Source organism: Actinomadura sp. NPDC000929 (assembly GCF_040492065.1).
Lineage (GTDB): Bacteria > Actinomycetota > Actinomycetes > Streptosporangiales > Streptosporangiaceae > Spirillospora > Spirillospora verrucosospora.
The window spans coordinates 1-14,670 of the sequence record NZ_JBEUPA010000183.1 but is presented as its reverse complement, the minus strand read 5'-3'; the positions used below and the strand labels follow the sequence as shown (position 1 = coordinate 14,670).

The following is a 14,670-nucleotide window of genomic DNA, read 5'->3' as shown; positions in this document are numbered from 1 at the left end:
TTCCCGGCGCCCCTCCCGCCAACCCCGAAGCACGGCGCACCGCCGGAACCGGGCTCTTGTCCGGCGATGCGCCGTGGTCTAGAAGGCCACGCGGTGCCCCCCCCCCCCCCCCCCCCCCCCCCCCCCCCCACCCCCCCCCCCCCCCCCCCCCCCCCCCCCCCCCCCCCCCGCCCTGTCACGAGGCGACCGGCTCGGTCTCCGGGTAGTGGCAGGCGACCTGGCGGCCCGCGGCCATCCTGAGGGACGGCGGCTCGGTGCGGCACCGCTCCTGCGCCTTGAAGCACCGCGGGTGGAAGGGGCAGCCGGGCGGCGGCGCCGACGGGCTCGGCGGGTCGCCGCGGAGCACGATGCGCTCCCGCGCCCGCTCGGCCACCGGGTCGGGCAGCGGGATCGCTGACAGCAGAGCCCGGGTGTAGGGGTGCGCCGGCGCGCCGTAGACCACGTCCCGGGCCCCGGTCTCCACGATCCGGCCGAGGTACATCACGGCGATCCGGTCGCACACGTGCCGGACGACCGCGAGATCGTGCGCGATGAACACGTACGCCAGGCCGAGCCGGCGCCGCAGGCCCGCCAGCAGGTTGACGATCTGGGCCTGGATCGACACGTCCAGGGCCGACACCGGCTCGTCCGCGACGACCAGCCGGGGGCCGGTGACCAGGGCCCGGGCGATCCCGATCCGCTGGGCCTGCCCGCCGGAGAACTCGTGCGGGTACCGGTCGAGGTGCTCGGCGCCGAGCCCGACGTACTCCAGCATCTCCTGGACGCGGGGCAGCGGGTCCCGCTCGCCCTGCGCCCGCAGCGGCTCGGCCACGATTGAGCCGACGGTGTGGCGCGGGTTCAGCGAGGCGAACGGGTCCTGGAAGATGATCTGCAGGTCGCGGCGCAGCGGCCGCATCTCCCGCTGGGACAGCCCGGTGATGTCCTCGCCGTCGAAGACGATCCGCCCGGCCGTGGGGTCCAGGAGCCGGACGAGCATCCGCCCGGTCGTGGACTTGCCGCAGCCGGACTCGCCGACCAGGCCGAGCGTCTCCCCGGCCCGCACCTCCAGGTCCAGGCCGTTCACCGCCCGCACGGCGCCGCGCCGCGTCTGGAACGTCTTGGTCAGGCCTTCCAGGCGGAGCAGCGCCGTCATCGGGGTCCCTTCGCGATCGTGAGCAGGTGGCAGGCCGCCGGGTGGGACGTGCCGAGGAGCGCCGGACGGGTCGTCTCGCACATCTCGACCCGTTCGGCGCACCGCGGATGGAACGGGCACCCCGCCGGCGGAGACAGCGGAGACGGCGGGGTGCCCGCGATCGGGGCCAGCTCGCCGGGCGTGCCGGTGAGCCGGGGGAGGGAGCCGAGGAGCCCGCGGGTGTAGGGGTGCAGGGGCACGGCGAACAGCGCGTCGGCCGGCGCCCGCTCGACCGCCCGTCCCGCGTACATGACCAGGACGTCGTCGGCGACCCGCGCGACCACCCCCAGATCGTGCGTGATCATCAGGACCGCCAGCCCGCGCTCGCGCTGGATCCGCGCGATCAGCTCCAGGATCTGCGCCTGGACGGTCACGTCCAGGGCGGTGGTCGGCTCGTCGGCGATCAGCAGGTCGGGCTCGCAGGCGAGCGCCATGGCGATCATCACGCGCTGGCGCATCCCGCCGGAGAACCGGTGCGGGTGGTCGCCCGCCCGCTCCCGGGCGTCGGGGATGCCGACGTCGGCGAGGACCCGGACGGCCTCCTCGCGCGCCGCGCGGCGGGACGAGCCGAAGTGCAGCCGCCGCGCCTCGGCGATCTGCTCGCCCACGCTGTAGTGCGGATGCAGCGACGACAGCGGGTCCTGGAAGATCATCGCGACCTTCCGGCCGCGCAGCGCGCGGACGCGCTCGCGGTCCGCCCCGACGATCCGCGTCCCCGCCACCTCGATCGACCCGCTCACCCGGGCGCCGTCGAGCAGCCCCATGATCGCCAGGCTGGTGACGGACTTGCCGGACCCGGACTCGCCGACGATGCCCAGGGTGCGGCCCTCCTCCAGGGAGAACGACAGCCCGTCCACCGCGCGGATCGTCCCCTTCGCGGTGCGGAACTCCACGGCGAGGTCCCGGACGCTCAGCAAGCTCATGCGTGCTCCTTCTGAGGGGCGGCCCCCCACGTCCCCCGGTTCGCTCCGCTCATGCGTGCTCCTTGTTGGGGGTGCGACCCCCCACACCCCCCGGTTCGCTCCGCTCATGTGAATCTCACCTGGGGATCGACCACCGCGTAGAGCAGGTCCACGACGAGGTTGGCGAACGTGATGAAGAAGGCGGCCAGCAGCGCCACGCCCATCACGACCGGCTGGTCGGACTTGTCGATCGAGTCGATGGTGAGCCGCCCGATGCCGGGCAGCCCGAACACGCTCTCGGTGATCAGGGCCCCGCCGAGCAGCGCGCCGAGGTCCATGCCGAAGACGGTGAGGACCGGCGTGAGCCCGGCCCGCAGCCCGTGCTTGGCGACGACCGTCCGCTCGGGCAGGCCCTTGGCGCGGGCCGTCCGGATGTAGGGCTCGGCCATCGTCTCCACCATCGACGCCCGGGACAGCCGCGCGTACATGGCCGCGTACAGCAGCGCGAGCGCGACCCACGGCAGCACGAGGTTCCTCGCCCAGGCGGCGGGGTCCTCCGCGAACGGGACGTAGCTGGAGTAGGGGAGCAGCCCCCCGATCTGGACGACCAGGACGGTGAGCGCCATCGCCGTGAAGTAGATCGGCAGGGACGCGGAGGTGAGCGTGCCCACCATCAGCGCCCGGTCCAGCAGCGAGTCCTTGCGCAGCGCGGAGACGACGCCGACGGTGACTCCGCCGGCGAGCCACAGGACCGCCGCGCCGACGGCGATCGAGAGCGTGGTCGGCAGCCGCTGCATCATCAGGTCCCAGACCGGCGTGTTGTTCTGGTAGGAGAACCCGAGGCACGGGAAGTGGCACCGGACGGCCTGCGGCCCCGAGCCGTAGCTCCGGCCCGCGACGACGCCGCCGAGGTAGTCGGCGAACTGCCGCCACAGCGGCCGGTCCAGCCCCATCTGGTGGTGGAGCATGGCGAGCCGCTCCGGCGTGCACGACTTGCCGCACGCCTGGAGCGCGGGGTCGGCGGGGAAGACGTAGAAGATCGTGAAGGTCACCGCGCAGATGACGAGCAGCACCCCGGCGACCCCGGCCAGGCGCGTCGCGACGTACCGGGTCACCGGCCCGCCCCCTTCGGGTCGAGGGCGTCCCGGAGGGCGTCGCCGAGCAGCGTGAACGCCAGCACGGTCAGCAGCAGGCAGACGCCGGGGACCACGAAGAACGTCGGGTCCACCTGGTACCAGTCGATCGCCTTGGCCATCATCTGGCCCCAGGACGCGTCCGGCGGCCGGACGCCGATGCCGAGGAACGACAGCGCCGCCTCGGTGCCGATGTTGACCGGGACGGTGAGCGTCGCGTAGACGAGGACCGGCGCCAGCAGGTTCGGCATGACCTCGCGGAAGACGATGCGGTGGCGCGGCATGCCGGTGGCGCGCGCGGCCTCCACGAACTCCCGGTGGCGCAGCGAGAGCGTCTGGCCGCGCACGATGCGCCCGATGTAGGGCCAGCCGAAGAAGCCCATGACGAACACCAGCTCCAGCGTCCGGTCCCCCTCGGGCAGCACCGACACCAGAGCGATCATGAAGATGAGCTGCGGGAACGACAGCACCAGGTCCATGACGCGGCTGATCGCCGCGTCGACCCGGCCGCCGGCGAAGCCCGCGGTGAGGCCGAGGGCGGTGCCGGCGGCGGTGGCGACGCAGGTCGCCGCGACGGAGATCAGCAGCGAGATCCGGGCGCCGTAGACCATGCGGCTGAACACGTCCCGGCCGGTGCCGGGCTCGACGCCCAGCCAGAAGTCGCCGTCGGCGCCGCCGAACGCCCCCCGGGGCGCGCCGGCCAGCGCCTTGTCGATCTTCTCGGGGTGGAACTCGTTCGGGCCGTGCCCGTTGAGGGCGGTGAGCAGCGGGGCGGCCAGCGCGAGCAGCACGAACAGCGCGATGATCGCCAGCCCGGCGAGGGCGGCCGGGTCGCGCCGCAGCCGCCCGCCGGCCGGCCGCCACGGCGACCGGCCGGCGGGCACCGGCACGCTGCCGGCCACTACATCACCCCGATGGTGGCGAAGTCGAACTCGCCTTCCCAGATGGCGTGGCCGAACGCGCCGGTGACCTTGGAGCCGCGCAGCAGCGGCAGCTTGTCGTGGATCAGCGGGACCATCGGCGACAGCCCCATCAGCTCGCGGTCGAGCGCCGTCCACGCGGCCGGGTCGTTCCCCTTCACGGCCGCGCCGATCTTCTCGTTGACCGCTCGGTCGTTCATCTGCGAGACGACGGTGTTGCCCTTCGGCGCGATGGCGCGCCCGTCGAAGATCGGCGGGATGAACGAGGCCGCGGACGGGTAGTCGGCGCACCACCCGTAGAAGACGAGCTCGTCCTCCTTCGCGGTGTCGCCGATGGTGTCGTAGTAGACGCTCTTGGCCACGGAGTTGATCCGGACCCGCACCCCGACGCGGGCGAGCGCCTGCTGCACCGCCTCGGCCTCGGACTTGCCGAGCTCGCTGCTGGTCGTCGTCAGGGCGATCGAGAACCCGGCGCCCTTGCCGGCCGCGGCGAGCATCCGCCTCGCCTTGCCCGGGTCCCCGTTCGGCGGCGCCTGGTAGACGTCCTGCGCCCGGCCGCCGGTCATGGCGGGCGGCAGGTAGGACCCGGCGAGCTCGCCGACGCCGCTGCCGCCGTGCGCGGTGCGGTAGGCCTCCTTGTCGATCGCGTACTGCATCGCCCGCCGCACCGCCGGGTCGTCGAACGGCGGCTTCGCGGTGTTCATCGCCAGGAACCGGGTGCACAGGCTCGTCGCGCTGACGAACCGCTTCCTGACGTCCGGGCGGGTGAGGATGCGCGGCATGCTCGCCGGCGCGACCGAGTACAGCGTGACCGCGCGCTGGTCCCGTCCCTGGTCGGCGATGAGCCGCTGGTCGATGGCGGCCTGCGCGAGGCCCTCCTCCACCACGATCCTGTCCGGGTGGGCCTGGCGGACACCGTCGGTGGCCTTGTCCCAGTGCGTGTTCCTGACGAGGACCAGCCGCCGGCCGCGGTCGTAGGACTGGACCTTGTAGGGGCCGGAGGAGAAGGGGCGCCTGTCGAAGTTGACGCCGGTGTCCCTGGCCTTGGGGACGGGGGCGAACGTCGGAAGCGTGGTGACCTTCGGCCAGTCCATCGACGGCTGCTTGAGCCGGAACACGACCGTCCGGGCGTCCGGCGCCGCGATGGAGGCGAGACCGTCCTTGTCCTTGTAGGGCCCCTTGTACCCCTCACCGCCCTCCAGCATCGTCCTGGCGTAGCCGGGGCCTTCCGGCAGGTCGGGTGCGAAGGAGCGCTCGATCCCGTACTTGACGTCGGCGCTGGTGATGGGCGTCCCGTCCTCGAACTTCAGCCCGGGTTTGAGGTGATACGTCCACGTCCTGCCCTTGTCGGGCGTGGTGCCGGTGTCGGTGGCGAGGTCGGGGACGACCTGCGTGCCCGCCTGGCCCTCCCTGGCGGCGTAGGTGGTGAGCGTCCGGTAGAGCAGCCGCGTGCCGAAGTCCATCGCGAACATCACGTAGTTGCGCTGTGGGTCGAGATGGGCGAAGTCCTGCGTGTACAGGACGGTGAGGGTGCCCCCGGCCTTGGCGGCGGTGGCGTCGTCCCCCGAACCGCAGGCGGAGGCGCCGGCGACGGTGCCGAGCGAGGCGGCGAGAGCGAGGCAGGTTCTGACCGGACGTTTCATGGCGTCTCCGTGCATCGACGGGCGGAGTGCCATATAAAATAGTACAGTGCAATTGCACTACAAGCCCCGTTATCGAATCTCCACATCCAGGACTTTCACATGGACGACCCTGCAGCCGGCCGCTTCGCGACGGGCAGCCACGACCTGCCCGTCTCCGAGACCCTCGCCTCCTTCATGACCCGGGACTGGGCCCCGAGCGGGAAACCGCTCCCGGTGCGCCGGTCGGTGGCGCCGTACGCGGAGAAACGCCGCGCGGCCCTGTCGGCCCTCTTTCCCGGCGAACGCCTTGTCCTGCCCGCAGGCCCCCCGAAGGTGCGCAGCAACGACTGCGACTACCGGTACCGCGCGCACACCGCGTACGCCCATCTCACCGGGGACACCGGCGCGGACACCGGAACCGGCGCCGTGCTGGTGCTGGAACCGACCGCCACGGGCCACGACGCCGTCCTTTACCACCGGCCCCGGTCCTCGCGCGACGACGCGGGCTTCTTCCGCGACCGCCGCCACGGAGAGTTCTGGGTCGGCCCCCGCGCCGCCCTGGCCGAGACCGAGGAGAGGCTCGGGCTCGCCTGCGCGCCGCTGGACGACCTGCCCGGCGCGCTCGGCGGCCCGGTCCCGGCCCGGGTGATCCGGGGCGTGGACCCCGAGGTCGACCGGGCCGTCCCGGCCCGCGCCCCCGAGCTCGACGCGGAGCTGGCCGCCTGCGCCGCCGAGCTCCGCCTGGTCAAGGACGACTGGGAGATCGCCCAGCTCCAGGCCGCCGTCGACCACACGGTGGACGGCTTCACCGCGGTCGCCGCCGGGCTGGCGCGCGTCACCGGGATGCCGCGCGGAGAGCGGTGGGCGGAGGGCACCTTCGAGCGCGTCGCGCGCATCAAGGGCAACGGCGTCGGCTACGACACCATCGCCGCGGCCGGGGCGCACGCCTGCGTCCTGCACTGGACGCGCAACGACGGCACGCTGCGCATGGGCGAGATGCTCCTGCTCGACGCCGGGGTCGAGACCGACACCCTCTACACCGCCGACATCACCCGCACCCTCCCGGTGAGCGGGTGGTTCACCCCGCGTCAGCGGCAGGTCTACGACCTCGTCTACCACGCGCAGGAGGCGGGGCTGGCGGCCGTCCGCCCGGGTGCCCGCTTCCGCGACTTCCACATGGCCGCGATGCGCGTCATCGCCGAAGGCCTCCAGGACTGGGGCGTGCTGCGCAGCGCCGAGGACGCCCTCGATCCCGAGTCGGGCATCTACCGCCGCTACACCCTCTGCAGCAGCGGGCACATGCTCGGCCTGGACGTCCACGACTGCTCGGCGGCGAGGGCCTCCCAGTACCTGGACGGGGAGCTGCGCCCCGGCCACGTCCTGACCGTGGAGCCGGGCCTCTACCTGCAGCCCGACGACCTGACGCTGCCCCCGGAACTGCGCGGCATCGGCGTGCGCATCGAGGACGACGTCGTCGTCACCGAGACCGGCGCCCGCCTGATGTCCTCCGCCCTTCCCCGCCACCCCGAGGAGATCGAGAACTGGATGCAGTCCCTGAAGGACTGACGCGGCGAAAGGGCGGCGCCGTGCCCGGGGCCACCGGGCACGGCGCCGCCCCTGTGCGCGGGCGGGCAGAGGTCAGCCGCTGAGAAGGGACACCCCCAGACCGGACAGGGCCCGTCCGATGGGCTCGTGGATCATTCCGCATCCCGAGTTCGGACCGCCGCTCAGGATGCCGTGGGCGTAGTTCCCGTCGAAGACGCCGCTGCCGCTGTCACCGGGCCCGTCGCAGGCGGTGCTCCAGGTCATGCCGGACAGCGTCCGGTCCGGGTAGGACACGGTGGCGTCGACCTCGGTGATCGACCCGCAGGTGTAGCCGGTGGTCGAGCCCTGCTTGCAGACGTAGCCGCCGACGTAGTCGCTCTGGCTTCCGTAGACGGACGTCTGGGGGAGCACCCAGCCCCGGGGCTGCCACCAACCCGGATTGTCGACCGAGACCGCGGCGTAGTCGCCGTACCACCCGAAGGTGTAGTCCGCGGCGCCGCCCACGTTCTGGTAGCCGTAGCTGTAGGTCGACACGTCCCACCAGTAGCCGAGCTCGGCGCAGTGACCGGCGGTGAGCATGTAGTACCGGCTGCCGGAGTAGGTCATGAACGCGCTGGTGCAGCGCGCTCCTCCGGTGAAGATGGCCAGGCCGGACCGCAGCGGCGGATCGCAGCTGTAGTCGTCGTAGCAGTACCGGGGCACCGACTTGTGGGCGTAGGTCGACACCTTGACCGCGCCGCCGAACGTCCGGCGCGCCCAGCCGACGACGTCGCGCTGGGCCGGGGTGAGCGCGGCGCCCTTGAGGCTGCTCAGCTTCACGGCGTTGCCGGACGTGACGATGCCGGTCTGCAGGCCGTTCTCGGCCCCCTTGTTGGCGGCGGCGACCCGCTCGGCCAGGGAGGCGGACACCCGCTGGAGGTGCCCGAAGCCGTACCGGACCTTCTTCGTCCTGGTCGTGCCCAGACCGGCGGCCTCCGCCTTCGCCCGCACCCTGGCCGACGCGCCGGCTCCGGTGACGCCGACGGTGAGCTCGCCGCCGCGGGCCTGGTCGATCCAGGCGCCGCCGTACGCGGCGCCGAGTTCCTTGCCGAGCCGGGACGCGAGCTTGAACTGCGCGGGCTGCCGGTCGGCCCGGCGGCCCGCCTCGGCCACCGAGACCCGGTGGTCCTTGGCGATCTGCTTGACGAGCGTGGCTTTGGCCTCCTGCTGGGACTGGATCCGGGGCGGGTGGGGGGAGGTGGCGGGGGGCGCGCCACGGCCACCGGGGGCGTCGGCGTGTGCCGGCGCCGCCGGTGATGCCGCGGTCAGGGCGGCGGCCACGGCGACGGCCGCGGCGGCCCTTCTGCGATTCGGGCGGACCATACGGGAGCCTCCTTCGCGGACGGGGGTGCCGCGGCGTCCGGCCGCGGCGTCCGCAATGCAATGTGAAATTGCACTGTAAAATGTGAAACAGCACTTGCCAAGGGCCGTGTCTCCGGCGTCAGCCCAGCTCCGAGCGGTTATGGCCGGATCCGGTCAGAGGGAGTGCGGGCGGAGGCCGCCCTCAGCGGTGGTCGCCCCGCACGTGGTCGAGGTGGCGCGTCATGAGCTCCCGCGCCTTCTCGGCGTCGCCGGCGACGAGCGCGTCCAGCAGCCCGAGGTGCTCCTCCGCCGACGCCACCAGCGTCTCGGCCGGGGCGGGACGGGCGAGGCCGTGCATCTGCGAGCGGCCCCGGAGGTCGAGGACCGTCCGGACGAGCGTCCGGTTGCCGGTGAGTTCGAGCAGCTCGGCGTGGAAGCGGTGGTCGGCGTCGAGGAAGCCGACCGGGTCGCCTTCCCGGGCCGCCGCGAGCGCCTCCTCGGCGAGGGCCCGCAGGCGCGGACGGGTCGCCTCGGGAACGGCGCCGGCCAGCCGCGCGACGGCGGGGACCTCGACCAGCTCCCTGAGCTCGGTGAGTTCGGCGAGGTCGCGGGCCGACGGCCGCACGACCCGGAAGCCCCGGTTGCGCACGGCCTCGAACAGGCCGTCCCGCACCAGGTCGATCATGGCTTCGCGGACCGGCGTGGGGGAGATCCCGAACTCGTCCGCGAGGGTGGGGGCGGAGTACACGACGCCCGACCGCAGCGTGCCCGTCGCCAGCGCCTTGCGCAGCGCCTCGGCCACCTGGCCGCGCAGGCTGCTCTGGCCGCCGAGGTCAGGCAGCCCGACCAGGGCATCGGCCACCGGATCCATTGGCCCTCCTCACCCACGATCAGAATACCGCCACGTGGGCGGCCCGGAGGCCCGGCCGAGACAAGATCACGAAGGCGGGCCGCGCGGGCACGGTCACGGGAGCGCGGTCACAGCAGCGGGTGCACCTGGGGGTGGGCGCGCCACCACGCCTCGAAGGTCGGATGGCTGGCGGTGTGCTCCAGGTAGGCGGCCGCCAGCCCCCGGTAGAGGGCCGCGGCCTCCTCCTCTCCCAGGCGGTCCCGCCGCCAGGCGACGATGAGCCTGGCGACCTGCGGTTCCCCGGCGAGGGGCCGCACGACCGTCCCGGGGTGCGGCGGCCAGGACGGGTCCACCATCCGGACGCCGTGCCCCGCCGCGACCAGCGGGCACGCCGCCCCGCTCGGCGCCTCGTAGCGCACGATGGGCTCGAAGCCGGCGGCACGGCAGGAGGCCCGCAGGGAGGACAGCGAGCCGTCGTCGGCGCCCGGCGGGGCGATCCACGCCTCGTCCCGCAGGTCGGACAGGTCGATCTCGTCCCTGCCGGCGAGCGGATGGTCCGCGGAGAGGGTGACGAAGATCGGGTAGCGGGGCACCAGGGTGCGGCTGACCACGGGCGCCGCGATCGGGACGTCGAAGCCCTCCATGAGCCCGATCAGCGCGGCGTCCAGATGGCCGCGCGCGAGGGCGTCGCCCAGCAGGGCGGAGGAGGGCTCGATGCGCAGCGAGACCTCGCGGCCGGGAAGGGCCTCGCCCACCCGCGCGACGATGCTCCCGACGCAGGCGAGGTGGACGCATCCGAGGCCGAGGGTCTCCTGCGGGCTCCGCGGTCCGCGCAGGTCGCCGAACAGCGTGTCCATCTCGGACAGGATCGTCCGCGCCCGGCTGATGACCTGGCCGCCGAGCGGCGTCGGCTCCAGACCGGACCGGCTGCGGGTGAACAGCGCTCCGCCGACGATCTCCTCGACCCGGCGGAGCTGGTTCGACATTGCGGGCTGGGACATTCCCATCCGGGCCGCCGCCCGGGTGACGCTCCCTGTCTCCGCCATCGCGCACACCATGCGAAGGTGACTGATGTCGAGATCCATAGCTGGAAATTATGCATCAGCCGATGACCCGCGACTCGGACCGACCGCAATAATTCCGGTACTCCTCCACACAGGTGGGCGATCACGGCGCCGGCGGCACCTCACCCTCGGTCTCCCGGCCGTGATCGCGCGTATGGAAGAAGGGAGATCCCGTCTCGCCGGCCCCCAGGTTGAGAGCCCTTCTCACCCTTTTTCTCTCCTGGGGGCCGGACGCGCCGCCGACAACTCTCGTGGAAAGCGATCGCTCATGCCGGATAATCCGCAGACGGTGGAGATGGCGGGGTCGAAACTGGCCGACGGCGCGTTTCCGGCCTGGTCCTTACCGCCCGGGCCGGCGGCGGCGGCGTTCGCGCGCTCCCTCGCCCGGTCGGTGCTCGCGGAGCTCGGCATGCCCGCGGACGACGCGCAGACGATCATCTCGGAGCTCGCCACCAACGCCGTCGTGCACGGCGATCGGAACCGTGCCGAGGTGTGGGCGTATCTCAGCCGCCGCCCCTCTCCCCATCTCACCCTCAAGGTGTTCGACGCCGCGCCCTGGCGGGGCGCCGGCGTCGCCGGCCCGGCGGACGCCGCCGCGCCGACCGCCGGGGAGCCCGCCGCCGACGCCTGCGGCGGCCGCGGGCTGATGCTGGTGAACGCGCTGACCGAGGAGGCCGGGGGCTGCTGGGGCGTCCATCCCACCCGCCGCAGGCTCGGCCCGGACCCGGTGTCGGGCAAGGCCGTCTACTTCACGGTCCCGCTGCCGGAGGCGTCCGCGGCCGCCCTGCCCCCGCCGGCGCCGGGCCCGGTGCCCGAAAGGCTGCGCGAGCTCGCCGCCGCGCGCGGGCTGCCGGCCCGCGTCTCGCTCGGCGCCGAGGCGACGGTGGTGCACTTCGGGGCGGGGCTGTGGGTCTGGGTGAAGGACGGGGCGCTGCTGTTCGAGCTGCCGGGACGGGGCGTCGTCCGGCACCCGCCGTCGGACGCGGTCGAGGTCGTCGAGCAGATGGTCCGGCTGAGCGAGGAGGGCGCGGCCCGCGCCCCCGCCCCGCGCGCGCCGTCGTGGGACCTGTGCTGACCGGCGGTCCGGTGCCGGGCGGCGCCCCGCCTCACCGGCCCTCGGGCCGGTCCGCCCAGATCCCCCGGACGTGCCGGAGGTGGTGGCGCATCAGCGCCTCGGCGCCCCGCGCGTCGCCGTTCGCCACCGCCTCGATCAGGTCCTCGTGCTCGCGGGCGGACGGTTCGAGCTCGCCCCGCTCCGCCAGCCGCGGCACCCCGTAGAGGCGGGACTTGTAGCGCAGCTCGCTCACCAGCCGGACGAGCTGGGCGTTGCCGCCGAGCCCGAGCAGCGCGAGGTGGAAGCGGTGGTCGGCGTCGATGTAGGCGACGACGTCCCGCCGCCCGGCCGCCGTGACGATCTCCTCGGCCAGCGGCTTCAGCGCGCGGACCTGCGCGGCCATGCCGGCCCGCGCGAGCCGCACGGCGGCGGGGATCTCGATCAGGGACCGGACGTCGGTGATCTCGTCCAGCTCGTCGTCGGACAGCTCGGGGACCCGGAAGCCCTTGTTGCGGACGACCTCGACCAGCCCCTCCCGGGCCAGGTCGATCATGGCCTCCCGGACGGGGGTCGGGGACACGCCGAACCGCTCGGCGATGGCCGGCGCGGAGTACACGACGCCCGAGCGCATCCCACCGCTGACGATCGACGCGCGCAGCGCGTGCGCGATCTGGACCCGCACGCTCTTGCGCGGGCCGAGCGAGGGCAGGTTCGGCATCATCGCTCCGTGAGGCGCGAGAGGATCCGGGCCTTCCCGCTCTGCCAGTTGGCCTTCAGGGCCTCGACGGCCCCCTCGACGTCCGCGTCGACCAGGCGTTCGGCGATCCGCTCGTGCTCCTCGGCCGAGCGCTCCAGCACCTCCCAGTCGCCGACCACGACGCGCTCGTAGCGGTGCATGGTGAGCTTCAGCGAGGTGATGAGGTCCATCAGCCGCTCGTTGGGACAGCCGGACAGCAGGAGATCGTGCCAGGCGTCGTCGTAGCGCTCTATCACGGCGTGCTCCGCCTCGGGGACGGAGAACGCGCGGGCCTCCTCCAGGAGGCGCGGGGCGACCGCGCGCAGGAACTCGGGGTCGGTCGACTCCAGCGCCAGGGACTCCAGCGCGGCGACGATCGTGGTGAGGTCGTCGAACTCCTTCGCGCTCATCGGGGCGAACCGGAACCCCTTGCCGCGCTCGCTGACGATGATGCCCTCGCGCTCCAGCCCGATGAGCGCCTCGCGGAGCGGGGTGCGGCTGACGCCGAGGTCCGCGGCCAGCACCATCTCGTTGATCGCCTGTTCGGGGTCGAACTCCCCCTTGCCCAGCCGGTCGAGGATCTCGTCCTTGATCTGTTCGCGCAGGGGGCGGCGGTCGATCGGCATGCTGTGGTCTTCCTCTCCTGGTGGATCGGACGGTCGGGCCGTGACCGGCGGTCAGGCCGTCCCGGCGCCGTCGACCGGGATGACGGCCCCGCTGACGAACGCGGCCGCGTCGCCGGCGAGGAACGCCACCATCGCCGCGATGTCGGCGGGCCGGCCGATCCGGCCGAGGGGGCGGTCCGCCGCGTCGGCGTAGAACGCCTCCGCCGATTCGCCGAGCTGGCGGGCCTCCTCGGCGAGCATGCCGGTGTCGGTGTCGCCGGGGCACACGCAGTTGACCCGGATGTTCTGCGGCCCGTGGTCGATCGCCATGGCCCGGGTCATGTTCACCACGGCGCCCTTCGAAGCGCAGTAGGACACGGCCCGCGCGCCGCCCTGGATGCCCCAGCCCGAGCCGGTGTTGATGATACTGCCGCCCCCGGCGGCGGCCATCAACGGTATCGCCGCCCGGCTCATCAACAGGATCGATTTGACGTTGACGGCCATCACCAGGTCCCAGTCGTCCTCGGCGATCTCCAGGACGGTGGAGCGGCGGATGACGCCGGCGTTGTTGAACAGGACGTCCACCCCGCCGAAGGCGTCCCGCGCGGCGGCGACGATCCGCGCGCAGTCGGCCGCGGAGGAGACGTCCCCGCGCACGAAGGCGGCCCGGCCGCCCGCGGCCCCGATCGCCTTCGCGGCCTCCGCCCCCGCCTCGTCGACGTCGGCCAGGACGACCGCGGCGCCGAGCTCCGCCATCAGCTCGGCGGAGGCCCGCCCGATGCCGCCCGCGGCCCCGGTGACCACGGCGGTCTTGCCTTCGAGTGAGTTCACGTTCGGTCTCCCTTTCATCGGACGGGGTACATGGCGAACCGGCCGTGCCCGGTCAGCACGGGCAGGTGGCCGCGCAGGGAGGCGTCGAGGTCCTCGTCGCCGGTGTCGACCAGCAGCGGGCGGCCGCCGAGCGAGGCGAGCTTGGCCTCGGTCGCCGCCGCGGCGAGCCGGTCGCGGCCGGCGGCGCGCAGCACGGCGGGGGAGATCTGCTGGTTGCCCCTGCCGAACAGGAAACCCTGCCCGCCGATCGGAGTCACGGCTATCCACGCGGGCGTCGCGCCCGCCAGCGCCTCCAGTTCGGCGGCGGCGGCGTCCGCCGCGACGACCGTCCCGTCGCCCGCCAGCACGTTGACGCCCATGAGGGGGACGTCGGCGCCGAGGGCGGCCGCGACGGCGCGCATCGTCGTGCCGGGCCCGAGCACCAGCAGGCCGGACGGCCCGGCGCGCTCCGCGAGCCCGGCGGCGATGCCGGCGACCGACGACGGATCCGCGACCGTGCCGCCCACCTTCCGCTGCTGCACGCGCACCGGGATGTCGGGCACCCGCACGTGGCCGTACAGGCGGGCGGAGACGCGGCCGTCCCGGACGGCGTCCTCGTCCAGGTCCATCACCTCGGCGTCCCGGATCCGCACGCCGCCGGCGGCCATCAGGGCGGCCGCCTCCCCGGCGGCGCGGGGAGTGGCCCCGAACACCGCCGAGTGCATCTTCACGCCGGTGGGCACGCCGAGCACGGGGACCGAGGACCCGACCGCGTCCAGCACGTCGCGTGCCGTCCCGTCGCCGCCGGCGAACAGCAGCAGGTCGACGACGCGCTGGAGGTCCGCGTGGGTGGCGGCCCTCGCGACGGTCTGCGTGGTCAGGTGGAAGTGGCGGCTGGGCGCGAGCGCGGGGAGCCC

General features: G+C 73.7%; 14 protein-coding genes. 2 read left to right on the top strand and 12 right to left on the bottom strand.

The window, feature by feature from the left end:
- Positions 1–175: 175 nt before the first annotated feature.
- From ABWI04_RS37645 to ABWI04_RS37625, 5 genes are all read right to left on the bottom strand, one after another.
- The gene (locus ABWI04_RS37645; RefSeq protein WP_345180987.1) at positions 176–1,132 is read right to left on the bottom strand and encodes an ABC transporter ATP-binding protein; all 957 of its coding nucleotides are present in this window, start codon (positions 1,130–1,132) and stop codon (positions 176–178) included.
- A complete protein-coding gene (locus ABWI04_RS37640) occupies positions 1,129–2,094 on the bottom strand; it encodes an ABC transporter ATP-binding protein (RefSeq protein ID WP_353835357.1) in 966 nt (321 codons plus the stop codon). Before ABWI04_RS37640 ends, ABWI04_RS37645 begins: the two co-directional genes overlap by 4 nt.
- Positions 2,095–2,198: 104 nt before the next feature.
- Positions 2,199–3,188 carry an ABC transporter permease gene (locus tag ABWI04_RS37635; protein ID WP_345180980.1) on the bottom strand — a complete coding sequence of 330 codons (990 nt, stop codon included), beginning with the start codon at positions 3,186–3,188 and terminating at the stop codon, positions 2,199–2,201.
- Complete coding sequence (locus ABWI04_RS37630) at positions 3,185–4,108, bottom strand: ABC transporter permease (RefSeq protein WP_345180978.1); 924 nt, start codon at positions 4,106–4,108, stop codon at positions 3,185–3,187. The genes ABWI04_RS37635 and ABWI04_RS37630 overlap by 4 nt, the downstream gene beginning before the upstream one ends.
- Positions 4,108–5,769, bottom strand: coding sequence for an ABC transporter substrate-binding protein (locus ABWI04_RS37625; protein ID WP_353835356.1), 1,662 nt, complete (start codon positions 5,767–5,769; stop codon positions 4,108–4,110). Before ABWI04_RS37625 ends, ABWI04_RS37630 begins: the two co-directional genes overlap by 1 nt.
- 99 nt (positions 5,770–5,868) lie before the next feature.
- Between ABWI04_RS37625 and ABWI04_RS37620 the strand changes: the two genes are divergently transcribed.
- The gene (locus ABWI04_RS37620) at positions 5,869–7,314 is read left to right on the top strand and encodes an aminopeptidase P family protein (RefSeq protein WP_353835355.1); all 1,446 of its coding nucleotides are present in this window, start codon (positions 5,869–5,871) and stop codon (positions 7,312–7,314) included.
- 72 nt (positions 7,315–7,386) lie between these two features.
- On the opposite strand, the gene ABWI04_RS37615 is transcribed toward ABWI04_RS37620, so the two are convergent.
- The 3 genes from ABWI04_RS37615 to ABWI04_RS37605 all read right to left on the bottom strand — a co-directional run bounded on the left by ABWI04_RS37615 (position 7,387) and on the right by ABWI04_RS37605 (position 10,542).
- Positions 7,387–8,655, bottom strand: a complete 1,269-nt coding sequence (locus ABWI04_RS37615; RefSeq protein ID WP_345180971.1) for a S1 family peptidase — start codon at positions 8,653–8,655, stop codon at positions 7,387–7,389.
- Between the two features lie 181 nt (positions 8,656–8,836).
- On the bottom strand, positions 8,837–9,505 hold the full coding sequence (locus ABWI04_RS37610) for a GntR family transcriptional regulator (protein ID WP_345180969.1): 669 nt from the start codon (positions 9,503–9,505) through the stop codon (positions 8,837–8,839).
- Positions 9,506–9,612: 107 nt separating this feature from the next.
- Positions 9,613–10,542 carry a LysR family transcriptional regulator gene (locus ABWI04_RS37605; RefSeq protein WP_353835358.1) on the bottom strand — a complete coding sequence of 310 codons (930 nt, stop codon included), beginning with the start codon at positions 10,540–10,542 and terminating at the stop codon, positions 9,613–9,615.
- A 274-nt stretch (positions 10,543–10,816) separates the two neighbouring features.
- Here ABWI04_RS37605 and ABWI04_RS37600 point away from each other — a divergent pair, with 274 nt between their 5' ends.
- Complete coding sequence (locus tag ABWI04_RS37600; RefSeq protein ID WP_353835354.1) at positions 10,817–11,623, top strand: ATP-binding protein; 807 nt, start codon at positions 10,817–10,819, stop codon at positions 11,621–11,623.
- A 31-nt stretch (positions 11,624–11,654) separates the two neighbouring features.
- Here ABWI04_RS37600 and ABWI04_RS37595 read toward each other — a convergent pair whose 3' ends face one another.
- The 4 genes from ABWI04_RS37595 to ABWI04_RS37580 all read right to left on the bottom strand — a co-directional run.
- The gene (locus tag ABWI04_RS37595) at positions 11,655–12,323 is read right to left on the bottom strand and encodes a GntR family transcriptional regulator (protein ID WP_345180962.1); all 669 of its coding nucleotides are present in this window, start codon (positions 12,321–12,323) and stop codon (positions 11,655–11,657) included.
- Positions 12,320–12,964, bottom strand: coding sequence for a GntR family transcriptional regulator (locus ABWI04_RS37590; protein WP_345180960.1), 645 nt, complete (start codon positions 12,962–12,964; stop codon positions 12,320–12,322). Before ABWI04_RS37590 ends, ABWI04_RS37595 begins: the two co-directional genes overlap by 4 nt.
- Positions 12,965–13,015: 51 nt before the next feature.
- Positions 13,016–13,774 carry an SDR family NAD(P)-dependent oxidoreductase gene (locus ABWI04_RS37585; RefSeq protein WP_345180958.1) on the bottom strand — a complete coding sequence of 253 codons (759 nt, stop codon included), beginning with the start codon at positions 13,772–13,774 and terminating at the stop codon, positions 13,016–13,018.
- Between the two features lie 14 nt (positions 13,775–13,788).
- A partial coding sequence (locus ABWI04_RS37580; RefSeq protein ID WP_353835353.1) for an ATP-NAD kinase family protein occupies positions 13,789–14,670 on the bottom strand: 882 nt, incomplete at its 5' end.